This window comes from Flavobacterium kayseriense (genome assembly GCF_014305095.1).
Lineage (GTDB): Bacteria > Bacteroidota > Bacteroidia > Flavobacteriales > Flavobacteriaceae > Flavobacterium > Flavobacterium kayseriense.
On record NZ_JACRUI010000004.1, the window covers coordinates 273,564 to 299,661 of the forward strand.

Here is a 26,098-nt window from a genome sequence, read left to right on the forward strand (position 1 = left end):
GCTAGTGAATCAGTGCTATTACTTTTCTGCGGGAGCTGCTACTACTTCCTCTACCCAAATTTCACCATCTGGTGCTTTTGGGTCTACGGGATTACTTCCTTTAAGAGAAATAACATAACTTGCTACCTTTTGCATTTCTTTAGGTTTTAAAGTTCCTTTCCAAGAAATCATTCCTTTACCATCACGACCACCATTAACAAGAGTGTGAAAAATATTTTTAATTCCGCCACCTAAAATCCAGTTATCATCGGTCAAGTTAGGACCAATTTGACCTCCTCCATCAGCTCTATGACAAGCAGCACAATTAGTCATGAAAATAGTTTTTCCCTCCGCTAAATCAGCAGGTTCAGTAAGTAAAGTAACTGTTTTTTCATCAATTAAATCTGGAGCAGTCTTCATATACTCTGCTACATCAATTTTAGCTTGAGCCAACTCTTTTTGCAACTCCATTTCTTGATTATCTGCTCCCATTACTTCAAAACGCACTAAATAGATAACTCCAAAAACGATACTAGCATAAAACAAATAGACCCACCATGGGGGTAAATTATTATCTAACTCCTTGATACCATCATAATCATGATCTAATAATATATCAAGTTCGTTTTCAATAGGTTCAGTTTTGGTTAATTTTTGCATTAAATTTTTGAACCAAACACTTTCCTTATAGCTTATAGTAGCAACGACCTCTAATTGAGTTTTTTGTTGCTCTGTAAGCAACTGATATGTAATATTGTCTATTGCACTAATGGTGATCTCTATTGCTATTAAAAGAAATAGAAATACAAATAAGAATAAAGAAACCATAGGGTACCTTATGAATGCCGGCTGCTCACCTGAATCTATAAAGTATTCCATTGCGCCAAACACGAAAAAGAAAATTACGGGTACTCTTACGTATACTGGGATTAATTTTTTCATTTTAATTATTTTGAAATTATACTTTTATTTATCGTTCAATGGCATTTGACTCAACTCCTCAATCTTTTCTTTTTTATAAGAGAAGACCCAAATTCCTAATCCTACAAAAAAGATAAAGAAAATCAATAATGACATAATGGGATAAATCGCAACACCTGCGATAGTTTCCATATTGTGTTTTACTTGTTCGAACATATGTATATATATTTAATTTCTAAGGCGTAAAGTTTCAAAGTGTTTGGATTAGAAAATCTATAGCCTCTGACTTTGAAACTTTGCGGCTCAATTACTTATTATCTTTTACTTTAATGTCAGTCCCTAGCCTTTGTATATAAGCTATTAAGGCTACAATTTCTCGCTCGCGCATGGGTACAAATTCCTCCCCATTTGCAGCTGCCTTTTTCTTACTCTCTTCATAGCTTTTCACAAAATCAGGATCAGCATATAAGTTGTCTTCTATTATTTGCGACTGCAGTCTCATTGCTTTTTTAGCATTTGTAACCTCAGCATCAGTGTAAGGAACTCCAAGTGTTTGCATTACTTTCATTTTCCCTTCAATATCTGAAATATCTAACGGTTTGTTATCAAATAACCATTTGTAACCAGGCATGATAGATCCAGGTGAAGTACTTTGTGGACTCCACATGTGGTTAAAGTGCCAGTTGTCATTATACTTACCACCTACCCTTAATAAATCTGGTCCTGTACGTTTTGACCCCCATAAAAACGGGTGATCGTAAACAAACTCTCCAGCTTTAGATTGTGGACCATAACGCTCTACCTCAGAACGGAAAGGTCTGACCATTTGAGAGTGACACCCTACACAACCTTCTCTAATATATAAATCACGCCCTTCTAATTCTAAAGGAGTATATGGTTTTACACTTGCAATTGTAGGTATGTTTGATTTTACCATAATGGTAGGTACAATTTGGATGATCCCACCAATTAAAATAGCGATTGTAGCTAAAATTGTTAATTGGATTGGTTTTCTCTCTAACCAAGGGTGAAATTTTTCTCCTTTGATACGACTACTGCTAATTTTTTGTAATTCAGGTGCTTCTGCTAATTCATCTTCTATTGTTTCATTAGCCATTATTGTTTTAGTAACGTTATATACTAAAACAAGCATTCCTATAAGGTATAGAGTACCTCCTATGGCACGCATCCAATACATAGGCATGATTTGCGTCACCGTTTCAAGAAAGTTACCATAAGTTAAAGTTCCATCAGGATTAAATTGTTTCCACATTGAAGCTTGTAAGAAACCCGCAACATACATTGGTAATGTGTACAGTAAAATTCCTAGTGTTCCTATCCAGAAATGGAAATTAGCTAATTTAAGAGAAAATAAAGGCCCTTTTGTCATTCTTGGCACTAACCAATAAATCATACCAAATGCCATAAATCCGTTCCAAGCTAAAGCTCCTACGTGAACGTGAGCAATAATCCAATCTGTAAAATGCGCAATTGCATTTACATTTTTAAGAGACAACATAGGTCCTTCAAAGGTAGCCATACCGTAACCTGTAATTGCAACTACGAAGAATTTTAATACTGGATCTACACGCACTTTATCCCAAGCACCACGTAAAGTTAGCAATCCGTTAATCATACCTCCCCAAGATGGAGCAAGTAACATTATTGAGAAAGCAACTCCTAAGTTTTGAGCCCAGTTAGGCAAAGCAGAATATAATAAGTGGTGTGGTCCAGCCCAAATATAAATAAATATCAAAGACCAAAAATGCACAATAGACAATCTATAAGAATACACTGGACGATTAGCTGCTTTAGGCACAAAGTAGTACATCAAACCTAAAAATGGCGTTGTCAAGAAAAATGCCACAGCATTATGACCGTACCACCATTGTACTAATGCATCTTGAACTCCTGCATAAACAGAGTAGCTTTTCATTGAAAACAATGAAACAGGAATTTCTAAACTATTAAAAATATGCAATACCGCAACTGTTACAAAAGTGGCTAGATAAAACCAGATCGCTACATATAAATGGCGCTCTCTTCTTTTTATCATAGTTCCTATCATATTGATCCCCATAACAACCCAAATAAAGGTAATTGCTATATCTATAGGCCACTCAAGTTCGGCATATTCCTTTGAAGTACTGTATCCTAAAGGTAAAGTAATTGCCGCCGCAACAATGATCAACTGCCATCCCCAAAAGTGAAGCTGACTTAAAAAATCACTGTACATCCTAGCTTTTAGCAATCGTTGCATGGAATAATACATTCCCGCAAAAAAAGCATTTCCTACAAATGCAAAAATAACTGCATTAGTATGTAAAGGCCTTAATCTACCGTAACTCAACCATGAAATACCATCAGTCAAGTTAGGAAAAAGAAACATTGTAGCTAGCGTAAGCCCTACAATCATTCCCACTACCCCAAAAAGAATGGTAGCGTAAATGAAATTCTTTACAATTTTGTTGTCATAATAAAACTGCTGCATTTCCATAATTAAATTTGTTTTTCTTTTATTGTTTGTATTTCTTTTTTTGGTGATTTCTTGATTTCATCATCGAATAGCATTCGTACTGAAGGCGTATAATCATCGTCATACTGGCCACTTTTTACAGCAATAATGAAGGCTGCAAAAAAACCAAGGGCAACAAATATGCTGATTCCGATTAATAAATAAATGACACTCATACCTTAAAATTATGTTAACAAAATTACCTTAATCGTTCTATAACAAATATGATATATATCATATTTATCTATTTTCTATCAGAATTATCATTGCTATCTTCTCATTAAATTTTTAGCATAATAATTACTCATAACCGTCACAAAACTTACAATTGTTATGGTACTCAAAGGCATGATAATAGCTGCGATTAACGGTTGTAAATTTGCTGTGACTGCAAAGGACAATCCTACAATATTATATAATAATGATAAAGCAAAACTCATTTTAATAGTTAACATTGCTTTTTTAGATAACTTCAAAAAATAATCCAATTTTTCAAATTGTTTGGCTTCTAAAATAGCATCGCAAGCTGGTGAAAAAACGTTGACATTCTCAGAAATTGAAATACCTACATTACTTTGTGCTAAAGCGCCTGCGTCATTCAAACCATCACCCACCATCATAACATTTTTACCGTCTTCTTGTAGTTTTTTTATAAATTCTAGCTTTTGTTCTGGCTTTTGATTAAAAATAAGTTCAGTTCCTTTAGGTAATAATTCTTCTAGAATTGCTCGTTCTCCTTCGTTATCTCCAGATAATACTTTGATTTGATATTCTTGTTTTAAATTTTTGAATAACAATTCTAAACCATCTCTATATTGATTATTGAAAATATATTTACCTAGATAAATACCGCCTATTTTTACATGAACAGCTGTTTGTAAATTATGATTTTCTGCTTTATTCTCAACAAAAATCCCCGAACCTACTTGTACCTCAACTCCATCAATTGTTGCCACTATACCTTGTCCAGTGATCTCTTCAAAATAAGTAGTTTTTATTTTTGTACTGTCTGGGAAATAATCATACAACATTCGGCTCAACGGATGATTGCTCGCCCGAAGCACATTTTTTAATTGTATTGTATTTTGGCTCGAAAGCACCTCTCCCTCATACAATATATTTGATTTTTTATTAGTTGTTATGGTTCCTGTTTTATCAAAAACAATAGTGTCTACAGCCGCTAATTGCTCAATTACCAATGCATTTTTAAGATAAAACTGCTGCTTGCCTACTATTCTTAGTACGTTCCCCATAGTAAAAGGAGCGGTCAGTGCTAGTGCACAAGGACAAGCGACAATAAGCACAGCTGTAAAAACATTAAAAGCGGTATTGGTATCAATGAAAACCCAATAACCAAAGGCCAAAAACGCAATGAATAATAATGCTGGAGTGAAATACCTACTAATCGTATCGGTTATGGTTTTGTGTTTGCGTTCTACATTTTTTTGAAAAACATCGTTGCTCCATAACTGCGTTAAGTAGCTTTGTGAAACCGAATGTAAGACCTCCATTTCAATGACTTTGCCCATCTGTTTCCCACCAGCAAATACTTTGTCGCCTGAGTTTTTAGTTATAGGATCAGCTTCTCCGGTAACAAAACTATAGTCAATGGCGGTTTTATCACTAATTAAAATTCCGTCAACAGGAATTAGTTCTTGATTTCTAATTAATAATCGATCTCCTTTTTGAATATCATAAATAGGCACACTCTCTTCAGAAGAATCGCTATTGATTCGGGTAATTGCGATCGGGAAATACGATTTAAAGTCTCTTTCGAAACTTAAAAAACTATACGTTTTGATTTGGAACATTTTCCCCAAGAGCATAAAGAAAATCAAACCAGTTAAGCTATCAAAAAAGCCCGAACCGTAATCGAATAAAATATCGACCGTGCTTCTAATAAACATGACGATAATTCCCAAGGCTATCGGAATATCAATATTTAACATCCTAGATTTTATACTTTTATAAGCCGAAACATAATAATCTGAGGCGGAATAGAAAAATGCAGGAAGTGATAGTGCAAAGATTAATCCTCTAAAAAATGGCTTGAAACTATCTAACCAAAACTCTTTTACCTCAAAATATTCCGGAAATGAAAGCAACATAATATTCCCAAAACAAAAGAAAGCCACTCCTAGTTTATAAGTTAAGCTCCTATCGATATTGTTTTTTCCTGTCTCATAATTCTCCAAGCTGATGTATGGCTCATAGCCAATAGAACTTAATAAATACACTATTGTTTTTAGAGAAACCACTTCGGGATTATAAGTAACACGTACTTTTTTTTCAGGAAAATTAACCTGTGAACTACTTATTCCCTCTTGAAGGCGGTGTAAATTTTCCAAAATCCAAATACACGAGCTACAATGAATGTGAGGAATATTAAGTGAAACGATAGCGGTTGCACTCTCTTGAAATTCCAATAATTTTGAGACAATATTTTCATTTTCTAAAAAATCATATTTCCCATTAATATCTAATGGGGTTGCTCCAGGGGAATTTTCAAAATCATAATAGCACGACATATCATTGACACTAAAAATCTCATACACCGTTTTACAACCGTTGCAACAAAACTTTTTTTCGTCAAAAATAATTTCTTCTGATTCTACAATATTTAACCCACAATGGAAACAGTTTTGTGTGTCCATAACTTTGCTCATTTTACCTAACACAAAGAACTTAAACGATTGTTAAAGTAAACATGACATATATCATATTAAAGCCTTATTTTTACGGTGAAACACAAACTTCTTTTCAATGGGTAAATGCGAACAATGTATTGTTAGAGAATTTAGCTCTTTAAAAGCGCTAAACAAAGACCAATTAGGACATCTTGCTGATTGCAAAACATCTCATACTATTAAAAAAGGGGAAGTGATATTTGAAGAAGGTGAGAATGTGAATGGTATCTTTTGTATTAAAGATGGTGTTTGTAAACTAACCAAATTAAGCCCAAATGGCAAAGATCAAATAGTTAAATTAGTGACTAAAGGTGAATTATTGGGACAGCGTTCTATGATTAGCGAAGAACCAGTCAACTTGACTGCAGTAGCTTTAGAGGATATGCAAGTGTGCTTTATTCCCAAAGCAGAAGTCATGAGTTTTTTTGACAGCAATAATCAATTCTCAATGAATGTTATGAAAACCATTTGTGGAGACTTAAAAGATGCTGATGGTCATATGGTAAATATGGCTCAAAAAACAGTTAAGCAACGACTTGCTGAAACCTTATTATATCTAGAGAACACTTTTGGTAAAAACGTTGACGGCACTTTAAAAATTCAACTTTCTCGAGATGAATTAGCAAGCATGATTGGAACCGCTACAGAAAGCTGCATCCGTCTTTTATCTGATTTCAAAAAAAGTGATTTGATCGATTTAACTGGCAAGAAAATAGCTTTGAAAAATCATATGATGCTAAAAAAACTATCCGAATAATTATTTTTTATTCATTACTAAATAATATACTGGAACTCCTAGAGCTACGATTCCTAAGCCTAAACCTGTATTAAACGTATCGTAAACCAATAAAGTAATGCATATTGCAACTGTAACAAGAATATAAATTGCTGGTATAAATGGATAACCAAATGCTTTATAAGGACGTTCAGTATCAGGTTCTTTTTTCCTCAAAACAAAGACTCCAATTATCGTTAAAATATAAAACAGTAAAGAAGCAAAAGTAGCGTAGGTTAATAGATCTCCAAATTTACCTGAAACCGCTAATACACTTGCCCAAATACATTGTACCCATAAGGCTTTAGCAGGAACTTGATTCTTATTCAGTTCCGTAGCTTGTTTGAAAAACAATCCATCTTTTGCCATAGCATAGAATAATCTACCTCCTGACAATATTAATCCGCTATTGGCACCAAAAGTAGATACCATAATCAGTGCGGCCATTACAAAAACACTCACATTCCCCATAATCATGCCTGCCGCAGCAGCTCCTACCCGATCGTTACTTGCAAACATGATTCCGTTTTCAAACGCCGTCTCAGCGCCTGGAGTTCCTTGCATCGGTAACAAAGCAAGATAAGCTACATTTGCCAACACATAAATTATAGTAACTATTAGCGTTCCAAGAAACAAACTGCGCGGAATATTCTTTTTGGGTTCTTTAATCTCACCTGCGATAAAAGTCACATTATTCCATGCATCACTTGAAAAAAGAGAATTAATCATCGTTGCTCCAGCGGCTCCCAACAATGCCATACCAGTTAATTTAGTAACGGTGATCGTACCGTTTGCGTTAACTACGTTTTTACTTGCTTCCCACATATTAGCAAAATTATCTGAGAGAATATTGGTTTGTAAACCCACATACAAACCTAAAATTATTAAGGCAAACAGCGCAATCAACTTAGCTGAAGTTAAGATTAGCTGGACTGTTTTTCCGCTTTGAACACCTTTAGTGTTAATGTAAGTTAGTAGTATGATGCTAATAACAGCAAGTGCTTTGCTGTTTGTGAACGCAAAACTACTTCCCATTGTAAAAATAACATTGTCTAAAGCGGGGAAAAATATAGCAGAATAATTTGCAAATGTTACTGCAATAGCCGCAATAACACCTGTTTGAATGACTGTAAACACGGTCCAACCGTATAAAAAAGAAACTAATCTACCGTAGGCACGCTGTATATAAACAAATTGTCCGCCCGCTTTAGGCATCATTCCTGCTAGTTCGCCATAGCTTAGCGCTGCAGCTACAGTTATTAAACCAGTCACTAACCAGATTACTAATAACCAAGCTGCTGATCCGATATCTCTAGCCATAGCAGAGGTAACAATAAAAATTCCAGAACCTATCATGGAACCTGCAACTAAACTTGTGGCGTCAATTAATCCTAATGAGCGTTTTAATTCGGTTTTATTTTCTGACATATTGTGTTTTAATCTATGTTAAGAATAACAAATTATAGTTTTTTAGCTTCTTCCCAAAAAACATCCATCTCCGCTAAAGTCATGTCCATTAATGGCTTTCCTAACTCTCCAGCTTTACTCTCTAAATATTGAAAGCGTTTGATAAATTTTTTGTTGGTGCGTTCCAAAGCATCCTCGGGGTTGATCTTTAAGAAACGGGCATAGTTAATCATCGAAAACAAAACATCTCCAAACTCAGCTTCCATCTTATCCTGATCACCGGCTTGTACCTCAATTTGAAACTCGTCTAACTCCTCCTGAACTTTCTCCCAGACCTGCTGTGGTTCGTCCCAATCAAAACCCACCGCTCTTACTTTTTCTTGTATGCGACTTGCTTTTACCAATGCAGGCAAACTTTTTGGTACTCCCTCTAGAACTGAAGATCTACCTTCTTTTAATTTTAATTTCTCCCAATTCTGCTTTACCTCTTCTTCATCCTTTACCACAGTATCGCTATAAATATGAGGATGACGGTGAATTAATTTCTCGCAAATTTCATTACATACATCTGCAATATCAAAATCATTGGTTTCACTTCCAATCTTTGCATAAAAAACAAGGTGTAACATTAAGTCACCTAGTTCTTTCTTGACCTCAACTAAATCATTTTCTAAAATTGCGTCTCCAAGTTCATAGGTTTCTTCAATTGTTAAATGACGAAGACTTTGCATGGTTTGCTTTTTGTCCCAAGGACATTTTTCACGCAAATCATCCATAATATCTAGTAATCTATTGAAGGCTTCTAATTGTTTTTGTCTTGTGTTCATTTCGTACCGGTTTTAACTTCGTATGAGTAAGCTATTGGGGTAAAAATAAGAAATCCCGCTTTCTAATTAGTATAGAAAGCAGGATTTTTACTCTTATCAAAAAAAATTATTCTTTAACTTTTTTCTCTTTTTTTGGTTTGTTTTCTACTACTTCAGAAGCTTCTTCTGTTACTTCAGCAGTTGTTGCTTCTTCAGAAACCACTAATCCTTTAGCTTGTAGTGTATTGTACCAATTTAAGATTTTCTTTACATCTGAGGGATATACTCTTTCTTCATCAAAATCAACTAAAACTTCTCTAAAGTAATTCATTAAAGTAGCGTTATCTTCTTTATGTGAAATAGCCGGTCCGTTACTCTCTTTAGCCGCAATATTATTCATGATCTCTACCAAAGGTTTTTCGCCTTCGTAGGTATAAATTGAAATCTCTGATAATAAACTTACGTTACTTTTAAGGCTTACTGATATTTTTTTTCCATCAGCTAATGATTCTGCAACAAAACCAGTACGCGTTTGTACTTTTAAAACATATAAACCTGGTTTTCCTGAAATGGATAATATTTTTTCTAAATTCATTTTATTTATTTTATTAAGAATTCAATTTGAATTGTATTTTTTTTTATGTCAACCAAAAACTATACCGACTCGCTCTTTATCTGCCTTTTTTACCGAAAAATTTCATTCGGTACTCTTGGAATGTTTTCCCTTCGATAATATTTTTAAGCTTTTTTTGAATCAATCGTTTTTTTAATGACGAAATTTTATCAGTAAACAAAATTCCTTCGATATGATCGTATTCGTGTTGTATAACACGTGCAATTAAGCCATCAAAAACTTCTGTTTTCATTACAAAATCTTCTTCGCAATACTCTATAGTAATCGTGGGATTTCTATAAACGTCTTCACGAACGTCCGGAATACTGAGACAACCTTCGTTAAAAGACCATTCTTCGCCTTCTTCTTTTATCATTTTTGCATTAATAAAAGTACGTTTGAAACCATTTAACTGCTTTTGTTCAGCTGAATCAAGATCTTCATCATCGCTAAAAGGCGTAGTGTCTATAACGAATATACGAAGTGCTTTTCCAACTTGTGGCGCTGCTAAACCTACGCCATTAGCGTTATACATGGTTTCGTACATATTAACAATCGTTTCTTTCAAGTCAGGGAATTCAGCAGTTACATTATCTGCTACCTTTCTCAAGACTGGATCACCGTAACCTATAATTGGTAAAATCATTATTCTTGTATTAAGATTTATTAACCATCTAAGGAGTAAAACCCCTTTAAATATGGTGGGCAAAAATAGTAAAATTTTGGACAATGAATAAACGGATCTGGGTATTTAATATTTTTTTGTAATTCGATTATAATTAGTACTCTTTTTTTTATGGATAAATCCCACAATCCTTACCTTTGAAGACAATCTTACATCTATGATTACTAATATCAAAAATTTTATTGACAGTACTCATTTTACTAATGCCCTAAAAGTAACTTTTTCTGCAGTTATTCCTGCATTGTTATTTAGTTATTTAGGCTATTTCTCTACGGGATTTACCATAGCTTTAGGCGCTATTTTAACCTACCCCAGCGATATCCCTAGTAGTTTAAAACACAAAGTAAACGGAATGCTTGTTGCTGCTTTTACGGTTGCGGGAATGAACCTCATTATTAATTTTATACACCCATACCCTTTACTGTTTTATCCCGTTCTAGTTTTTCTGATCTTTTTAATGTCTATGATTTCCGTCTATGGACAGCGAGCTACAATGGTATCATTTTCTGGTTTGCTTGCTATATCGCTTGCCTTTGCTAATTTACACAGTGGCTGGGAAATGCTTCGCCATTCTGGTTTACTTTTGACAGGCGGATTATTTTACCTACTTATTTCTCTTTTGTTTTACTACATAAGACCTAATCGTTATATCCAACTGCAAATTGCGCAGGGTATTTTATTAACTGCAAAGTACCTAAAACTCAGAGGTGACTTATGGAAATTAAACTCTGATCGTAAAGAAATCACTAAAAAGCAATTGCATTTTCAGGTTGAATTGAACGCTATTCATGAAAACATAAGAGAAGTTTTGATCAGAAACAGAACTAATATAGGTTCATCAAATCAAAACAGAAAAATGCTAATTACTTTTATTTCTTTAGTGGAGATAATGGAATTAGCCATAGCTACTTCATTTGATCATAATAAATTACATCAAAAGTTTGACGCGCACCCTAAGGTTTTAGAAACCTATCAAAATCTTGCTTATAAACTGGCGGCTTGTTTAAAAAAAGTTGGCAAAAGCATTGAGGACAGGACAAAATATACATCAAAACATAATTTACTTACTGAGTTACAGAAGCTAGAAATTGCGATTACAGATTATGAAAAGCAGTTAGATAAAGGAGAATCAACAGAAGGCGTGTTGATGTTGATCAACATGCTACATTATGCAGAGAAGCAAGTTGAAAAAATTAAAACAATTGAACGTGCTTTTATAGAGAATATTCAAGCAAATGAATTTAAGGGTAGAGATAAAGATTTAGAAAAATTCATTTCTCCAAATACTTATTTATGGAATACTTTAATTGAAAATTTAAGTTTTTCCTCCACTGTTTTCAGACATTCCTCACGTTTGACAATTACCATCTTAATCGGTTTTATTATCGGACAAGTTCTGCCTTTTCAAAATACGTATTGGATCTTACTTACAATTGTAGTAATCATGAGGCCTGGCTACGGACTTACAAACCAAAGGACCTACCAAAGAATTTTTGGCACATTATTAGGGGGTGCAATAGCTTTTGGAGTTCTCCTATTTATAAATAATACAGCAATAACAGCGGCCCTAGCCATCTTAGCCATGCTTTTAGGGTTTACCTATACCCCGAGTAATTATAAAATTGGAGCAACTTTTGTAACTATCTATGTTGTGTTCATATACGCGATCTTAACCCCTAATATTACCGATGTAGTTCAATATCGCATTCTGGACACCTGTGTTGGAGCACTTTTGGCATTTTTAGCCAACTCCTTTATTTGGCCTTCATGGGAGTTTTTAAATTTATCCAAATTCATCAGTAAAGCTATTTCAGCAAATAGAAATTACTTAAACCAGATTTCTATTCTATATAATAAAAAAGGCGAAGTAACGACTGCCTATCGTTTGGCAAGAAAAGAAGCTTTTGTAGATATAGGAAACTTAATGGCATCGTTTCAAAGAATGATTCAAGAGCCAAAATCGAAGCAAAGTAAACTACAGCAGGTATATAAACTAACCGTGGTTAATCACTCTTTATTATCTTCCCTTGCATCATTAGGAACCTACATTCAGTCTCATAAAACAACACAAGCCTCAGAGGCATTTAATGAGGTGGTGAATGCTGTATTAAAAAATTTAGATTCTGCTATTTTGCTTTTAGATAATAAAGTTAGCACAGTAATGAATCCTGAACTTATTGACGAGAGCCTAAAAAAGAGATTTATAGAATTAAATAAAATTAGAGAACGAGAAATTAAAAGTAATGCACTTGAGGACGAAGCTGATTTTAAGTTAAAAATGCAAGAAGCTCAGTTAGTCATAGAGCAGTTAATATGGTTGACTAGTTTATCTGAAAATATTCTCAAAATAACAAAAACGTTACTGGCGGAAAAAAAAGAATCCCAATAGAGACTATTGGGATTTGTTTTGTGTTTTAGTTATTTAATTTTAAGACGTCAGCCGTATTGTTTCTAACTTTAGCTAGCAATTCCGGTTGATCATTAAGCGTCTGACCATAGGATGGAATCATGGCTTTCATTTTTTTCTGCCATTCTGGAGTAGCTAATTGATCTTTAAAACATCTGTCTACTAACTCCGCCATAATTGATACTGCAGTAGAAGCTCCAGGCGATGCGCCTAATAGAACAGCTAAGCTACCATCAGCAGTATTGATTACTTCTGTTCCAAATTCTAAAATACCACCTTCTTTTTCGTCCTTTTTAATAACCTGAACCCTTTGTCCCGCACGTTCTAGAACCCAATCCTTAGATCGAGCACTTGGAACATATTCTCTAAGTGCCTCAATTCTATCTTTTGGTGACTGTCGAACCTGCTGAATTAAATATTTTGTCAGCGGAATATTCTTAATACCCGCAACAATCATTGGATAAATATTATCAGTCTTGATTGATAAAGGAAGATCAGAGTAGGATCCATTTTTTAAAAATCGAGTGGAGAATCCAGCAAACGGTCCAAAAAGTAATGCTTTTTGACCATCGATCATACGAGAGTCTATGTGCGGAACCGACATAGGCGGTGCGCCTACACTAGCTTTACCGTATACCTTTGCATCATGTTTCGCTATAACTTCTGGATTAGTACATTTAAGCCATTGCCCACTTACTGGGAAACCGCCATACCCTTTACCCTCAGGAACGTCAGCTTTTTCTAATAGTGGGAGTGACCCACCACCAGCACCGATAAAAACGAATTTAGTATATATTTTTTTCTTCTGACCAGATGACAAGTCAGTTACTTTTAATCTCCACCTTCCGTCTTCTCGTTTATTAATTTTCCTAACCTCATTATGAAAATGCATCGTAACACCATCTAAACTTGTTAGATAATTGAACATACTTCGCGTTAATTCACCAAAATTAACATCAGTACCAATAGGCATATTAGTTGCAGCTACTTCTCCAGATTCTGCCCTACCCTCCATTACTAAAGGCATCCATTCTTTCAATTTAGAAAAATCAGTGCTATAAGTCATTTCCTTAAAAATAGGATTTGCTTGCAACGTATCAAAACGGTTTTTTAAGAACGCTACATTCTCAGCCCCCCAAACAAAACTCATGTGAGGAACACTTTTTATGAAATTTTCTGGCGCAGTAATCTTATTTTCTTGAACTAGGTAAGACCAAAACTGTCTTGAAACTTCAAATGATTCTGCAATACTAATCGCTTTTTTTGGATCGATAGTACCGTCTTCTTTTTGAGGTGTGTAATTTAATTCACAAAAAGCCGAATGCCCAGTTCCAGCGTTATTCCAAGCATCGGAACTTTCGGCAGCCGCAATATCTAATCTTTCAAAAATTTCAATTGTAATATCTGGTTGTAATTCTTTTAGCATCAGTCCTAAAGTAGCACTCATAATTCCGGCTCCTATAAGAACGACATCAGTATTTGAACGAATAATTGTATCAGCCATAGCACATTTTTTTAAAATGCAAAGATACTTTATATAGTTCCTAAAAAAAGTATAAAAATGAGGAAAAACTAGATTTAACAAAAAAAACTTTGTAGTTATTTTTCTCTATAAATTGAGTACTAAAACCTTTTTCTGTTTAGGTAATCTTGCAGCATAATGGTAGCTGAAATTTCATCAATCAATGCCTTATTTTGACGTTGCTTTTTTTTCATACCATTATCTATCATGGACTGAAACGCCATTTTAGAGGTAAACCGTTCATCTACACGAATAACCTTCATCTCCGGAAAATGATTCGTAAAATGGGTTACAAAACCTTTGATTATCGAAGCACTTTCTGAAGGTAGACCATTCATCTGTTTTGGCTCACCAATAAGCACCGCCTCTACTTTCTCCTTCAAAAAATAATCCTTCAAAAAAGCAATGGCTGTTGCGCTAGGAACAGTAGTCAATCCTGATGCTATAATTTGCATTTCATCAGTTACAGCTATTCCTGTTCGTTTTTGTCCGTAATCAATAGCGAGAATTCTAGGCATTTGTTGTGTTTTAGAGTCTGCTAAATTAAGCTTTTTAACAATTCAATTACCAACTAAAGAAGTAAGAAACATCAGATATAGCTAAAACGCAATAAAATTGTTTATTGAATTAAAATAAATTATTTTTGAAAAAATTTTAAAATGAATAAAGATTTTTCTTATAGATCAGACATTGACGGCTTAAGAGCTATAGCGGTACTCATTGTTGTTTTCTTTCACGCTAATTTCTCTTGGATCCCCGGCGGATATGTAGGTGTTGACGTGTTTTTTATAATCTCAGGGTTTTTAATTACAAACACAATCGAAAAGGAAATACTGACTAACAGTTTTTCTTTTAAACAGTTTTATTTGAGGAGGATTAGGCGAATTATTCCCGTATTATTTTTTGTTCTACTTGTTTGTACTATTCCTGCTTATTTTATGTTTGCAAGTGATTTTGAAGCTTTCTCACGAACACTTATTCATACTATTGTTTCTACCAATAATATTCACTTATGGATAAACAACAAGCAATATTTTGCTGAAAACTCAGAGCTTATGCCGCTCTTACATACTTGGTCTTTATCTGTAGAAGAACAATTTTATTTTATATGGCCGGCTATTCTTTTGATGCTATCTAAATTAAAATCGATTAAAGTCAAAAGAATTGCCATTCTGTGCATCTTATTTATTTCGCTACGATACTCCATTTATTTGACTGATACAGATCAAAACACAGCATACTTTTTACTTCAAGGAAGATTTTTTGAACTGGGCATAGGTGCAACATTAGCCGTTTTTTGGCAATCGCTGCCTCTAGCTAAAAAAATGATTAACACTATCTTATCTATAGTTGGACTATTACTAATCTTACTACCTGCAGTATTTTTACAAAAAGAAAGTTTATTTCCTGGTATAAATGCTTTGTGGCCTTGTCTTGGGGCTGCGTTTTTAATTTACTCTAATAAAGGAAATGACAGAAATGAGGGATTGGTTAATACAATTTTAAGAAATAAATTCATTGTTCTTATTGGTACCATTTCCTATTCGATGTATTTATGGCATTGGCCACTATTTGCCTTTCTTAAATATTTTGGTATCGAACTCATTGGAGCAACTAGGATAAGTGCGTTACTGATTATCTTTCTACTATCATATTTAAGCTGGAAATACATTGAGCAGCCATTTCGAACCACCTTAAAATTCAATTTCAAGAAAACACTGCTTTATATAATGCTACCTGTTGTAGCAATCTCAGTTAGCATTTATGGAATTGTGGACAAATATGATGGTTTTCCTGACCGCTATCCTACCTTGTCTGAATTCAATCCCAAAACTAATTACCCGAGTAACCTCAGAAAAAATTGTTTTGATAAATTTAAAATAGGTAACTGCGAAGAGTGCTTTTTAGGAATTGAAAAAGATAGCTTGAATGGTGTTCTAATAGGAGACTCATTCGCTAACCATACTGCTGCATTTTTAGATGTTCTAGCAAAAGATGCTAATATGTACATACATGATTCAGCCGCTGGAGGGTATCCAATATTAGTGAATCACGATGATCAAAACAAACCTACTAAGGATGAAAAATATGGTCTAGATAGATTAACATATGCAAAGCAATTTAAAACAATATTCATTGCTGCTAACTGGAACAATATTAGTAGATCAAAAATAAATAGCAATCGAGTGTTAAATAGTATTGAAGAACTAGTAAAACTGAATAAGAATGTAGTTATTTTTGATTGTCTCCGAGCACTGCCGGAAATGAAATTACATAAATTAATGTTGACAAAAGCTTATCCAAAAAATTATGACGAAAGTTATATCTTTGCTCCCGAGCCAAGATCTAGCGATTATTTAGTGTACAAAATTCAAAAAAGATTTCCTCAGGTAATTATTATTGACATGAATGAAAGCGTAAAAATTGACCAAACACATTTTACAACCCAAATAGACAACTCTATTGTCTACAGAAATGAAGACCATTTAAACACGAGTGGAGCTGAACTTATGGCTAAGAAATATTTAAAATTACATACAAATCCATTAAAAAAATTATAAAAAAAATGAACTCATTACAAACGATTATAGAGCAAGCATGGGAGAACAGAGCTCTGCTTCAAGAAGAAACTACTACTACTGCCATTAGAGAAGTTATTGAACTTCTTGACGCAGGAAAATTACGTGTTGCAGAACCTAAGGGTGACGGATGGCAAGTAAACGAATGGGTAAAAAAAGCTGTAGTAATGTACTTTCCTATTCAAAAAATGGAAACGTGGGAAGCAGGAATTTTTGAGTACCATGACAAAATGCTTCTTAAAAAAGACTACGCTGAAAAAGGAGTTCGTGTAGTTCCAGGTGCATCAGCTCGATACGGATCTTTTATTTCAAGTGGTGTAATTATGATGCCAAGTTATGTTAATATTGGTGCTTATGTAGATGCTGGTACTATGGTTGACACATGGGCTACAGTGGGAAGTTGTGCTCAAATAGGTAAAGATGTTCACTTAAGCGGAGGTGTTGGTATCGGTGGTGTTTTAGAACCATTACAAGCAGCCCCAGTTATTATTGAAGATGGTGCTTTTATCGGTTCTCGCTGTATAGTAGTTGAGGGAGTTCACGTTGGTAAAGAGGCCGTTCTTGGAGCTAACGTATGCTTAACTGCTTCAACAAAAATAATAGATGTTACAGGAGATACTCCAGTTGAAATGAAAGGTTTTGTACCTGCTCGTTCAGTAGTTATCCCAGGAAGTTATACTAAAAAGTTTGCTGCGGGTGAGTTTCAAGTTCCATGTGCATTAATCATAGGTACGCGTAAGCCATCAACTGATTTAAAAACTTCATTGAACAATGCTTTACGTGAATACGACGTAGCAGTATAAATTAATACAAATAAAATTATCATGAATATTGGCTTTGAAGCAAAAAGAGTTTTTCACAATAAAACAGGTTTAGGCAATTACAGCCGTGACTTGATTCGTATTCTTAGCCAATATTCTGCTAATAACAAGTACTTCCTATACAATCCGAAGCAATCAAAGGAGAATTTGTTTACTACCAATGAAAGCAACGTATTTGAAAAGAAACCTAGAACTCCTTATTACACGAAGTTCTATAACCTGTGGAGGCAAAAAGGTATAGTAGCCGATCTGATTCAAGACGAGATTACTCTTTTTCATGGTTTATCGGGAGAAATTCCAATGGGATTAAAACAAAAGAACATAAAAAGTATCGTGACTATTCATGATCTTATTTTTATGCATTACCCCGAGTTGTATTCCTTTTTTGATAGAAAAATACATTATTTTAAATTCAAAAAGGCGGCAACACATGCAGACAAAATTATTGCAATTAGCGAGCAGACAAAAACTGATATTGTACGATTTTTGAAGGTCGATCCTGCAAAAGTACAAGTTATATATCAAGGTTGTAATGCTGTTTTTAAAGAAGAATATAGTTCTGATGAAAAAACCGAAGTTGCAAACCGCTACCATCTTCCAAAGGAATTTATTTTGAACGTAGGAACAATAGAAGAGCGAAAAAATGCACTTACAATTGTAAAAGCGATCAAAAATATTGATACAACCTTAGTTTTAGTAGGAAAAGAAACAAAGTATAGTGCTGCAATAAAAACCTATATTGCAAAAAATAACATGAGCCACAAAGTTATTTTTCTAAAAGGGCTAACTAGCAAAGATTTAGCTATAACCTATCAGCTGGCTACCGTATTTGTATATCCTTCTATTTTTGAAGGTTTTGGAATCCCAATTATCGAAGCATTATTTTCTAAAGTTCCTGTGATTACCAATAAATTTGGCGTTTTCCCAGAAGCAGGAGGACCTGATAGTATTTATATCGATCCAAATAACACTGAAGAATTAGAATCAGAAATCAAATTACTACTAAAGGATGCTAATTTGCGAACTACCATTTCTAAAAAAGGTTTTGAGTTTGTGCAACAATTTAATGATGAAGCGATCTACCAAGAGTTGAACCAACTTTATCAATCAATTATGGATAATTAAAATTAATTATTACGAATAACTGTACTATGACTACAACATTATTAGTAACTACTTACAACTGGCCAGAAGCATTGAATTGTACCTTAAAAAGTATCGAAAAACAATCTGTTATGCCTGATGAAATAATCATTGCCGATGACGGCTCTACACAAGAAACAGCTGATTTAATTAAACTTTGGCAACAAAAAATAAAAATCCCCATTATTCATTCGTGGCAGGAAGATGATGGATTTAGAGCTGCAGCCTCGAGAAACAAGGCAATTGCGAAAGCATCAGGAGAATATATAATTATGATCGATGGTGACTTAATTTTACACCCTAATTTTATACTGGATCATATTAAACATTCTAAACCAAATCAATTCTCCATTGGAACTAGAGTACTTTTGACCGAAAACTACTCTAAAGAAGCAATCAAAAATGACTTACATACCTTTGATATCCAAGCTGACAACATAATTTCAAACGCGAAAAATAAGATTAATAATTCTTTTTTATCAAACCTAATAAGCTACAAAACTAAAAGTTATAAGCAAGTGCGATCATGTAATATGGCATGTTTTAAAAATGATTTAGTAAAAGTTAATGGTTTTAATGAAGACTTTATAGGTTGGGGTCGTGAGGATACTGAACTTGTAGTTAGATTATTAAACGCTGAAATCGTTAGAAAAAACATTAAATTCAATGCAAACGTATTGCATATTTATCATAAAGAAAATAGTAAAAAAATGTTACCCGCTAATGATTTAATACTTGAAAAAGTGATCAATCAAAGATTGAAAAGATGTGACAATGGGTTGGATCAATACCTATGATTCAAATCGATTTCTCCATTCTTGAACGATTTTATCATCTGTAAATTTTTCTAAAACCTTATGCGATTCTTCCACGTATTGAAGCCTCAAAGAATCATTTCTCATGAGTTTTTCCATACTTTCTGCAAAAGCTTTGTGATCATTTCTAGGAACTACCAATCCCGATACTCCATTTTGAACTAGGTCAGCAACACCTCCATGACTAGCTGTCGTTACTATAGCATTGCAGTAACAAATAGATTCAACTAGACCCATCCCTAAACCTTCACAGTTAGAAGACAATATAGATATTTTACTAGCAGATAAATGAGTACCGATATCTGTAACCATTCCTTTAAATACAATATTTTTAATATTATTTTTTGCAGCATAACTCTTCATTTTATCACCAATTGCACCATCACCAAGAATATGTAATTCCCAGTTAGGATACTTATGTGCAATTTGCTTCCAAGCTTTTACTGTCATGAACGAATTTTTATGTTTATCTTCCAATCGAGACAAATAAACAATGACATTATCTTTAAGGTTAACATCACAATAAATTCTATTTACATCTATATGTAAAGGGTTATATATTGTAAACACTTTATCAAGTACTTGTGGCGAATTCCTATATAATTTTTTTATTTCGTTGGCTGACCCTTTACTAACACAGGCTATACCATTCTCAGATAATAACAAATAGTTTTTTAGCTTTAAAATCTTAAATGGTCTAAAACATTGAGCAACCAAATATTTAACGGCCAAAAATGGCTTATTCAGCATATCCGATACTGAGATATACTTGTCTAAATAGGCATGTGGTGAACCATGATACTGCGGAATAGCTTTGACTCCTGCACGCTTTGCTGCCTTTAGCAAAGCAATCGAAACGGACATATTGTCTCCAGAAAATATTAAATTTTTTATTTTAAGTTCAGTAAACTGTTTAAACAATTTTTCTTCAAGCTCTTTTGTAGAGGACCTCAAATTTAAGTATTTTATCGAATTAGGATAAGGAAAATGAGGGGTTTCAAAATTATTGTGTTGTGAAAGCAAATACTCCACTTCAATACCGGAGGCTATGAATAGATTAATTAAACTACAACTTACACGCTGAACACCTCCTATTGGAGTGTGATCAACTATAAAAAAATCAATTTTTAGTTTATCCATAGATTTTGAAAATTCTTGTTTGCAAATATAAAATATAATACATTTGATACTAAAAAAACCAGATGAATTCTCAAAAAATATCAGCCGCTATACTGACTTTCAATAATGAAAAATACATCGAAAATGTTCTAAAAAAACTATATTGGTGTGACGAAATCATTATCATGGATTCGTACAGTACCGATGCTACGCTAGATATTTGTAAAAAGTACAACGCCACCGTTTTTCAAAACAAATTTGAAGGGTTTGGAGCTCAAAAGCAACTATTAATGTCTAAATGCAAAAACGAGTGGATTATATCTATTGATTCAGACGAAATCCTAAGTGATGAATTAATAAAAAACATCACCAATTTAACAGTAAAAAACTTCGATGATAATGCTGGATTTTTAATCAAAAGAAGACATATTTTTTTAAATAGAAGATTTAATCATGGTAAGGAAAGTAACATTTGGATCTTACGATTATTTAATAAAACTAAAGGAGGAGTTACAGATAATGTCGTACATGAAAGCATACAAATAACTGGCGCCACCGCCAAAGTAAATGGTGACCTACTGCATTATACTATTGACGAACTAAAAGAAGCTATTTCTAAAATGGACAGGTATGCTCAATTAAAAGCAGAGGAATATTATAAAAGAGGTAAGAAAAGCACTTGGTTTAAACTTTACATCAACTTTCCGTTTACTTTTTTCAGAGAATATATTTTAAACCGCAATTTCATGAATGGATACGAGGGCTACTTATGGGCAATTTTAGTAGCGCAAGGTGCTGGCTTAAAGTATCATTATTTGAGAGAAATGTACATCAAATCAACTTAAAACTTCCTGTGTTTCCATCTTCTATGTGTCCACAAATAAAATTCTGGTGCTGCTACAATTTGAGCTTCTACTTTTCTAAGGAATAAATCAGTGATTTCATAATTTGGTATCCCTTCAGTGTTTTCGGCTAAAATTTCGAACTCTGCTTCATAGAAACCTCTTTTTACTTTGGTAACTTTAAGATAAACGACGGACATATCATATTTCTTTGATAGGAACTCTGCGCCAGTATAAACTGGAACTCCGATATTCATAAACGGAGCCCAATGAGTTTTAGGCTTCGATTGAGGCGATTGATCACTCACAAAACCATAGATCACTTTTTTACCAAGTTTAACATTTTCAGCTATTACACTTGAGCTGTCATTGGTATGTATTAAACGTGTATTAAACTTAGAGCGTATCTTTATAACTAGACGATCAAAATACTTATTATTTATTTTTTTATAAATGCCATATCCTTCATATGTGATTTTAGTATTCATAATGATAGCCCATTCATAACTAGCATAATGTGCCAACATCATGATCACACTTTTACCTTTCTTTTCAAAATCTAAATAAGTTTCTAAATTTTTAAAGACAAAACGTTTCTCTATTTCATGTTTAGAGATAGACATTGTTTTCATCATTTCAAGAAACATATCACACATATGTTTGTATGCTTTTTTCTCAACAATTGATCTTTCCTCTGCAGACAAATGTGGTAGAGCTAAAGCAATATTATCCCGAACTACTTTTCTTCTATAACGAATGATGTAGTACACCAAAAAGAAAATAGTATCAGACAAAATATACAACAATCTAAAAGGTAAGATCGAAATAAATAAAATAAGCGGATAAACTAAAATAAATAGGAGAAGTTGCATTGTGTTTTATAAAGGTAAAATAGTATTGATTTAATATCTTTGCAAATATAAACAATTACAATGCAAGAAGAAATCTTAAAAGCATACGAAGTCATTAAAGATGGTGGTATTATTCTTTACCCTACTGATACGGTTTGGGGAATAGGTTGTGATGCTACTAATGCTGAGGCTGTCGCCAAAATATACAAATTAAAGCAACGTGCCGAAACCCAAAGCATGATTGTTTTAATGAGCGGTGAGAAGATGATGTACAATGTTTTCAAAGAAATACCCGAGGTAGCTTGGCAGATAATGGACTTATCCGAAAACCCAACTACATTGGTTCTTGACGGACCAAGAAACGTAGCTCCCAACTTAATTGCTCCTGATAAAACGCTAGGAATACGCATTGTAAAAGAGCCTTTTTGTTTCAAATTATTGGAGCGAATGAAAAAACCACTTGTTTCCACCTCAGCTAACATAACAGGTCAACCTACTCCTAAAAGTTTTAAAGAAATAAGTCCCGAAATTATAAAGGGTGTAGACTATGTTGTAAATTTGCACAAGGATAAAATTGCTGGAAAACCATCAACGATTATCAAGTTAACCAGTGATTCGCAGGTAAAAGTAATTCGGAAATAGCTAATAATTGGAGATCGTAAATATAGGACCACAGATTCGCAGATTAAAATTTTTAATTTATGGAAGAGTATTTATATGCTGATGAAACTTATACGATAATTGGAATTCTATTTGAAGTTCATAAAACTTTAGGGAAAGGTTTCTCAGAAATAGTCTACAAAGATGCTTTAGAATTTGAATTTGGCATAAACAACATTCCATATGAGCGTGAAAAAGAGTATTCAGTGAACTATAAAAACACCATTTTAAAACACCGATTTTACGCCGATTTTGTCCTTTATAAATCTATAATTTTAGAAGTTAAAACTGTAGATTGTTTTAATAATAGCCATTATAATCAATGCTTAAATTATCTAAAAGTGTCAGGTAATGAATTAGCATTGCTAGTAAACTTTAATTCTAATTCCTTAGAATACAAACGAATTATTCGCACAAAAAAATAAAAAATCTGCGCATCCGCGGTAGAAACATATGAATTACAAAGAAGCATTACATAATAAAATTTTTCAAGTTATCTCTCAAGCATCTCAAGAACTAAACATTGACAGCTATGTTATAGGTGGTTTTGTAAGAGATTTGATTTTAAAAAGAGATTTTAAAAAAGACATTGACATTGTCGCTGTTGGTAGCGGAATTGAACTGGCATTACAAGTATCTAAATTACTTCCTGAAAAACCTAAAGTACAAGTTTTCAAGAACTACGGCACCGCTATGCTTCGTTTTGAAGATACTGAAATTGAATTTGTTGGTGCTCGTAAAGAGTCCTACCACTTTGAAAGCCGAAATCCAGTGGTTGAAGATGGCACTCTTAAAGATGATCAAGACCGTCGTGATTTCACCATAAATGCCTTGGCAATATCATTGAACAAAAATAATTATGGTGAACTACTAGATCCTTTTGATGGATTGAAAGATATAGAAAAAAAGATCTTAAAAACACCTCTTGACCCTGATATAACCTACTCAGATGACCCGCTGCGTATGATGCGTGCCATACGTTTTGCTAATCAACTAAATTTTGAAATTGAAACAAATTCGTTGCAGTCGATTACTAAAAACGCAGATCGAATTAAAATTATTTCAGGGGAACGCATTGTCGATGAATTGAATAAAATACTTTCGACTGATAAACCTTCAATTGGTTTTTTACTACTATATAAAACTGGACTTCTCGACATTCTTTTACCTGAGCTAACCGCTTTAAATAATGTAGAAGAAATTGAAGGTCAAACACATAAAAATAATTTTTACCATACGCTAGAAGTAGTCGATAATATATGTCCTAATACTGATGACGTTTGGCTAAGATGGTCGGCTCTATTACACGACATTGGGAAAGCGCCAACAAAACGTTTTAACAAAAAGCAAGGATGGACTTTTCACGGGCATGAATTTCTAGGCGGAAAAATGGTGAAAAAGATATTCGAACGTTTGCACATGCCGTTGAACCATAAAATGAAATTTGTTCAAAAAATGGTTATCATGAGCTCGCGACCTATTGTTTTGTCTCAGGAAACAGTAACAGATTCAGCTGTGAGACGTTTAGTATTTGATGCGGGAGAAGATGTTGAAAATTTAATGACATTGTGCGAGGCAGATATCACCACTAAAAATCCATCTAAATTTAAAAAATACCATAACAACTTCATTATTGTTCGAAAAAAGATTGTTGAAGTTGAAGAGCGAGATCAGGTACGTAATTTTCAGCCTCCTATTACTGGAGAAGAAATTATGGAGCTATACAACCTAAAACCTTGTAGAGAAATAGGCGTGCTAAAAGAGGCGATTAAAGAAGCTATTTTAGAGGGAGATATTCCCAATGAGTATCAAGCTGCTTATGATTTCATGCAAGTGCGAGCAAAGAAGTTAGGATTAATTAAAGTTTAACTTTTGTGCATTTTATTTCTCATCTTAAAATAGATAATTTTATACAAAAATAATTCAAGTGAAAAAGTATTTTTTAAAATCGGCACAAATAGCGTTAGTACTAGTATATTTAGTGATTTTTGCAGGCGCATTCGTTAGACTAACTGGGTCCGGAATGGGTTGTCCTGATTGGCCAAAATGCTTTGGATACTACATTCCTCCAACAGAGCAAAGTGAACTATTGTTTGCTTCTGGTAAAGAATATGATAAAGGGCAGGTTATTATTAAAGAGGAGTCCCTTTTAGTTGCGAAAACTGATTTCGTATCAGCATCAAATTTTGATGAAGCAAATTGGGAAAAATACACCAAACACGACTATGCTATTTTTAATCCTATTCATACTTGGGTTGAATACATCAATCGTTTATTGGGTGCATTAGCCGGAATTGCCTGCGTGATTACCTTTGGTTTATCTTTTGGATACTGGAAAGAGAATAAAAAAATCATCATGCTAACCTTCTTAATTTGCGCTTTAATGGGTTTCCAAGCGTGGTTAGGAAAAACCGTAGTTGATTCTGTTTTAAATCCTTTTAAAATCACGACACATATGCTAGCTGCATTATTAATTGTTGCCTTGCAATTGATTGTTATATATGGTGTAAAAGAGAACAAGAAAACTATTGTCTTCAACAAAAAATTCAATTTGATTTTGATTGCATCTTTGCTATTAACTATTGTTCAAATCGTTTTAGGAACTAGCGTAAGAGAGCATGTTGATCATATCTCAGAAACAGGTGTACCTGCAATCATGTGGCTTCAAAACCCAACACTTTCATTTTACATACACCGTTCGTTTTCTATAATCGTATTACTGACTAATTTATATTTACTATTTTTAAACAACAAATTAGTACTTGGATTCACAAAGTTAAACTGGGTGTTTTATATTTTACTAATTGAAATTGCTTCTGGAATTAGTATGTATTATTTTGATTTCCCTTTTGGAACTCAAACTATACATATTGTTCTAGCAACACTATTATTTGGTATTCAATTTTATTTAATTTTGGAATCGAAAACAAAAAAAGTACTTTCGTAACACA

The 26,098-nt window shown here is 33.6% G+C and carries 24 protein-coding genes; 11 read left to right on the forward strand and 13 right to left on the reverse strand.

All coding sequences use genetic code 11. From position 1 onward, the window contains the following. Positions 1 to 18: 18 nt before the first annotated feature. The 5 genes from H8R22_RS12525 to H8R22_RS12545 all read right to left on the reverse strand — a co-directional run bounded on the left by H8R22_RS12525 (position 19) and on the right by H8R22_RS12545 (position 6,069). Positions 19 to 921 (reverse strand): cbb3-type cytochrome c oxidase N-terminal domain-containing protein, encoded by a 903-nt coding sequence (locus tag H8R22_RS12525; RefSeq protein WP_187010732.1) that lies wholly within the window; start codon positions 919 to 921, stop codon positions 19 to 21. Between the two features lie 24 nt (positions 922 to 945). Next, positions 946 to 1,116 (reverse strand): cbb3-type cytochrome c oxidase subunit 3, encoded by a 171-nt coding sequence (locus H8R22_RS12530; protein WP_187010733.1) that lies wholly within the window; start codon positions 1,114 to 1,116, stop codon positions 946 to 948. Positions 1,117 to 1,207: 91 nt separating this feature from the next. Next, positions 1,208 to 3,397 (reverse strand): cytochrome-c oxidase, cbb3-type subunit I, encoded by a 2,190-nt coding sequence (gene ccoN / locus H8R22_RS12535; protein ID WP_187010734.1) that lies wholly within the window; start codon positions 3,395 to 3,397, stop codon positions 1,208 to 1,210. A gap of 2 nt (positions 3,398 to 3,399) precedes the next feature. Beyond that, a complete protein-coding gene (ccoS, locus tag H8R22_RS12540; protein WP_187010735.1) occupies positions 3,400 to 3,591 on the reverse strand; it encodes a cbb3-type cytochrome oxidase assembly protein CcoS in 192 nt (63 codons plus the stop codon). A 93-nt stretch (positions 3,592 to 3,684) separates the two neighbouring features. Next, positions 3,685 to 6,069 carry a heavy metal translocating P-type ATPase metal-binding domain-containing protein gene (locus tag H8R22_RS12545; RefSeq protein WP_187010736.1) on the reverse strand — a complete coding sequence of 795 codons (2,385 nt, stop codon included), beginning with the start codon at positions 6,067 to 6,069 and terminating at the stop codon, positions 3,685 to 3,687. A gap of 109 nt (positions 6,070 to 6,178) precedes the next feature. Here H8R22_RS12545 and H8R22_RS12550 point away from each other — a divergent pair, with 109 nt between their 5' ends. Beyond that, positions 6,179 to 6,859, forward strand: coding sequence for a Crp/Fnr family transcriptional regulator (locus H8R22_RS12550; RefSeq protein ID WP_187010737.1), 681 nt, complete (start codon positions 6,179 to 6,181; stop codon positions 6,857 to 6,859). Here H8R22_RS12550 and H8R22_RS12555 read toward each other — a convergent pair whose 3' ends face one another. The 4 genes from H8R22_RS12555 to def all read right to left on the reverse strand — a co-directional run bounded on the left by H8R22_RS12555 (position 6,860) and on the right by def (position 10,349). Then, positions 6,860 to 8,305, reverse strand: a complete 1,446-nt coding sequence (locus H8R22_RS12555; RefSeq protein WP_187010738.1) for an APC family permease — start codon at positions 8,303 to 8,305, stop codon at positions 6,860 to 6,862. A gap of 32 nt (positions 8,306 to 8,337) precedes the next feature. Next, entirely contained in the window at positions 8,338 to 9,111 is a 774-nt protein-coding gene (gene mazG / locus H8R22_RS12560; protein WP_187010739.1) for a nucleoside triphosphate pyrophosphohydrolase, read from the reverse strand. 106 nt (positions 9,112 to 9,217) lie between these two features. Beyond that, the gene (locus tag H8R22_RS12565; protein ID WP_187010740.1) at positions 9,218 to 9,685 is read right to left on the reverse strand and encodes a DUF5606 family protein; all 468 of its coding nucleotides are present in this window, start codon (positions 9,683 to 9,685) and stop codon (positions 9,218 to 9,220) included. 76 nt (positions 9,686 to 9,761) lie between these two features. Then, entirely contained in the window at positions 9,762 to 10,349 is a 588-nt protein-coding gene (gene def, locus H8R22_RS12570) for a peptide deformylase (protein WP_187010741.1), read from the reverse strand. Between the two features lie 196 nt (positions 10,350 to 10,545). Between def and H8R22_RS12575 the strand changes: the two genes are divergently transcribed. After that, a complete protein-coding gene (locus tag H8R22_RS12575) occupies positions 10,546 to 12,777 on the forward strand; it encodes an FUSC family protein (RefSeq protein ID WP_187010742.1) in 2,232 nt (743 codons plus the stop codon). Between the two features lie 25 nt (positions 12,778 to 12,802). On the opposite strand, the gene H8R22_RS12580 is transcribed toward H8R22_RS12575, so the two are convergent. Together H8R22_RS12580 and ruvX are read right to left on the reverse strand one after the other, a co-directional pair. After that, positions 12,803 to 14,299 carry a malate:quinone oxidoreductase gene (locus H8R22_RS12580; RefSeq protein ID WP_187010743.1) on the reverse strand — a complete coding sequence of 499 codons (1,497 nt, stop codon included), beginning with the start codon at positions 14,297 to 14,299 and terminating at the stop codon, positions 12,803 to 12,805. A 119-nt stretch (positions 14,300 to 14,418) separates the two neighbouring features. Next, complete coding sequence (gene ruvX / locus H8R22_RS12585; protein ID WP_187010744.1) at positions 14,419 to 14,835, reverse strand: Holliday junction resolvase RuvX; 417 nt, start codon at positions 14,833 to 14,835, stop codon at positions 14,419 to 14,421. 141 nt (positions 14,836 to 14,976) lie between these two features. On the opposite strand from ruvX, the gene H8R22_RS12590 reads away from it, so the two are divergent. The 4 genes from H8R22_RS12590 to H8R22_RS12605 are packed head-to-tail and all read left to right on the forward strand — an operon-like array spanning position 14,977 to position 19,657. Beyond that, entirely contained in the window at positions 14,977 to 16,878 is a 1,902-nt protein-coding gene (locus tag H8R22_RS12590; protein WP_187010745.1) for an acyltransferase family protein, read from the forward strand. Between the two features lie 5 nt (positions 16,879 to 16,883). Further along, positions 16,884 to 17,699: a 2,3,4,5-tetrahydropyridine-2,6-dicarboxylate N-succinyltransferase gene (locus H8R22_RS12595; protein ID WP_187010746.1), complete on the forward strand. Its 816-nt coding sequence runs from the start codon at positions 16,884 to 16,886 to the stop codon at positions 17,697 to 17,699. Positions 17,700 to 17,720: 21 nt separating this feature from the next. Next, a complete protein-coding gene (locus H8R22_RS12600) occupies positions 17,721 to 18,842 on the forward strand; it encodes a glycosyltransferase family 4 protein (protein WP_187010747.1) in 1,122 nt (373 codons plus the stop codon). Between the two features lie 26 nt (positions 18,843 to 18,868). Beyond that, complete coding sequence (locus H8R22_RS12605) at positions 18,869 to 19,657, forward strand: glycosyltransferase family 2 protein (protein ID WP_187010748.1); 789 nt, start codon at positions 18,869 to 18,871, stop codon at positions 19,655 to 19,657. Here the strand turns inward: H8R22_RS12605 and H8R22_RS12610 are convergent. Further along, on the reverse strand, positions 19,652 to 20,815 hold the full coding sequence (locus tag H8R22_RS12610; RefSeq protein WP_187010749.1) for a glycosyltransferase: 1,164 nt from the start codon (positions 20,813 to 20,815) through the stop codon (positions 19,652 to 19,654). The two genes, H8R22_RS12605 and H8R22_RS12610, sit on opposite strands and share 6 nt — an antisense overlap. Positions 20,816 to 20,877: 62 nt before the next feature. Here H8R22_RS12610 and H8R22_RS12615 point away from each other — a divergent pair, with 62 nt between their 5' ends. Then, the gene (locus tag H8R22_RS12615) at positions 20,878 to 21,639 is read left to right on the forward strand and encodes a glycosyltransferase family 2 protein (RefSeq protein WP_187010750.1); all 762 of its coding nucleotides are present in this window, start codon (positions 20,878 to 20,880) and stop codon (positions 21,637 to 21,639) included. On the opposite strand, the gene H8R22_RS12620 is transcribed toward H8R22_RS12615, so the two are convergent. Then, positions 21,636 to 22,508 carry a lysophospholipid acyltransferase family protein gene (locus H8R22_RS12620; RefSeq protein ID WP_187010751.1) on the reverse strand — a complete coding sequence of 291 codons (873 nt, stop codon included), beginning with the start codon at positions 22,506 to 22,508 and terminating at the stop codon, positions 21,636 to 21,638. The genes H8R22_RS12615 and H8R22_RS12620 overlap by 4 nt on opposite strands. A 60-nt stretch (positions 22,509 to 22,568) precedes the next feature. Between H8R22_RS12620 and H8R22_RS12625 the strand changes: the two genes are divergently transcribed. Genes H8R22_RS12625 through H8R22_RS12640 form a run of 4 tightly spaced genes read left to right on the forward strand, consistent with a single transcriptional unit; the run spans position 22,569 to position 26,094 of the window. Further along, positions 22,569 to 23,129 (forward strand): L-threonylcarbamoyladenylate synthase, encoded by a 561-nt coding sequence (locus H8R22_RS12625; protein WP_187010752.1) that lies wholly within the window; start codon positions 22,569 to 22,571, stop codon positions 23,127 to 23,129. A 59-nt stretch (positions 23,130 to 23,188) separates the two neighbouring features. Continuing rightward, positions 23,189 to 23,572 carry a GxxExxY protein gene (locus tag H8R22_RS12630; RefSeq protein ID WP_187010753.1) on the forward strand — a complete coding sequence of 128 codons (384 nt, stop codon included), beginning with the start codon at positions 23,189 to 23,191 and terminating at the stop codon, positions 23,570 to 23,572. Positions 23,573 to 23,600: 28 nt separating this feature from the next. After that, positions 23,601 to 25,016: a CCA tRNA nucleotidyltransferase gene (locus H8R22_RS12635; RefSeq protein WP_187010754.1), complete on the forward strand. Its 1,416-nt coding sequence runs from the start codon at positions 23,601 to 23,603 to the stop codon at positions 25,014 to 25,016. A 58-nt stretch (positions 25,017 to 25,074) separates the two neighbouring features. After that, complete coding sequence (locus tag H8R22_RS12640) at positions 25,075 to 26,094, forward strand: COX15/CtaA family protein (RefSeq protein WP_187010755.1); 1,020 nt, start codon at positions 25,075 to 25,077, stop codon at positions 26,092 to 26,094. Positions 26,095 to 26,098 lie beyond the last annotated feature (4 nt).

What these genes read in the sequence shown, in the direction of transcription:
- H8R22_RS12525 (WP_187010732.1), bottom strand. Translation starts at nt 921, where the DNA reads ATGAAAAAATTAATCCCAGTATACGTAAGAGTACCCGTAATTTTCTTT.
- H8R22_RS12530 (WP_187010733.1), bottom strand. Translation starts at nt 1,116, where the DNA reads ATGTTCGAACAAGTAAAACACAATATGGAAACTATCGCAGGTGTTGCG.
- ccoN (WP_187010734.1), bottom strand. Translation starts at nt 3,397, where the DNA reads ATGGAAATGCAGCAGTTTTATTATGACAACAAAATTGTAAAGAATTTC.
- ccoS (WP_187010735.1), bottom strand. Translation starts at nt 3,591, where the DNA reads ATGAGTGTCATTTATTTATTAATCGGAATCAGCATATTTGTTGCCCTT.
- H8R22_RS12545 (WP_187010736.1), bottom strand. Translation starts at nt 6,069, where the DNA reads ATGGACACACAAAACTGTTTCCATTGTGGGTTAAATATTGTAGAATCA.
- H8R22_RS12550 (WP_187010737.1), top strand. Translation starts at nt 6,179, where the DNA reads ATGGGTAAATGCGAACAATGTATTGTTAGAGAATTTAGCTCTTTAAAA.
- H8R22_RS12555 (WP_187010738.1), bottom strand. Translation starts at nt 8,305, where the DNA reads ATGTCAGAAAATAAAACCGAATTAAAACGCTCATTAGGATTAATTGAC.
- mazG (WP_187010739.1), bottom strand. Translation starts at nt 9,111, where the DNA reads ATGAACACAAGACAAAAACAATTAGAAGCCTTCAATAGATTACTAGAT.
- H8R22_RS12565 (WP_187010740.1), bottom strand. Translation starts at nt 9,685, where the DNA reads ATGAATTTAGAAAAAATATTATCCATTTCAGGAAAACCAGGTTTATAT.
- def (WP_187010741.1), bottom strand. Translation starts at nt 10,349, where the DNA reads ATGATTTTACCAATTATAGGTTACGGTGATCCAGTCTTGAGAAAGGTA.
- H8R22_RS12575 (WP_187010742.1), top strand. Translation starts at nt 10,546, where the DNA reads ATGATTACTAATATCAAAAATTTTATTGACAGTACTCATTTTACTAAT.
- H8R22_RS12580 (WP_187010743.1), bottom strand. Translation starts at nt 14,299, where the DNA reads ATGGCTGATACAATTATTCGTTCAAATACTGATGTCGTTCTTATAGGA.
- ruvX (WP_187010744.1), bottom strand. Translation starts at nt 14,835, where the DNA reads ATGCCTAGAATTCTCGCTATTGATTACGGACAAAAACGAACAGGAATA.
- H8R22_RS12590 (WP_187010745.1), top strand. Translation starts at nt 14,977, where the DNA reads ATGAATAAAGATTTTTCTTATAGATCAGACATTGACGGCTTAAGAGCT.
- H8R22_RS12595 (WP_187010746.1), top strand. Translation starts at nt 16,884, where the DNA reads ATGAACTCATTACAAACGATTATAGAGCAAGCATGGGAGAACAGAGCT.
- H8R22_RS12600 (WP_187010747.1), top strand. Translation starts at nt 17,721, where the DNA reads ATGAATATTGGCTTTGAAGCAAAAAGAGTTTTTCACAATAAAACAGGT.
- H8R22_RS12605 (WP_187010748.1), top strand. Translation starts at nt 18,869, where the DNA reads ATGACTACAACATTATTAGTAACTACTTACAACTGGCCAGAAGCATTG.
- H8R22_RS12610 (WP_187010749.1), bottom strand. Translation starts at nt 20,815, where the DNA reads ATGGATAAACTAAAAATTGATTTTTTTATAGTTGATCACACTCCAATA.
- H8R22_RS12615 (WP_187010750.1), top strand. Translation starts at nt 20,878, where the DNA reads ATGAATTCTCAAAAAATATCAGCCGCTATACTGACTTTCAATAATGAA.
- H8R22_RS12620 (WP_187010751.1), bottom strand. Translation starts at nt 22,508, where the DNA reads ATGCAACTTCTCCTATTTATTTTAGTTTATCCGCTTATTTTATTTATT.
- H8R22_RS12625 (WP_187010752.1), top strand. Translation starts at nt 22,569, where the DNA reads ATGCAAGAAGAAATCTTAAAAGCATACGAAGTCATTAAAGATGGTGGT.
- H8R22_RS12630 (WP_187010753.1), top strand. Translation starts at nt 23,189, where the DNA reads ATGGAAGAGTATTTATATGCTGATGAAACTTATACGATAATTGGAATT.
- H8R22_RS12635 (WP_187010754.1), top strand. Translation starts at nt 23,601, where the DNA reads ATGAATTACAAAGAAGCATTACATAATAAAATTTTTCAAGTTATCTCT.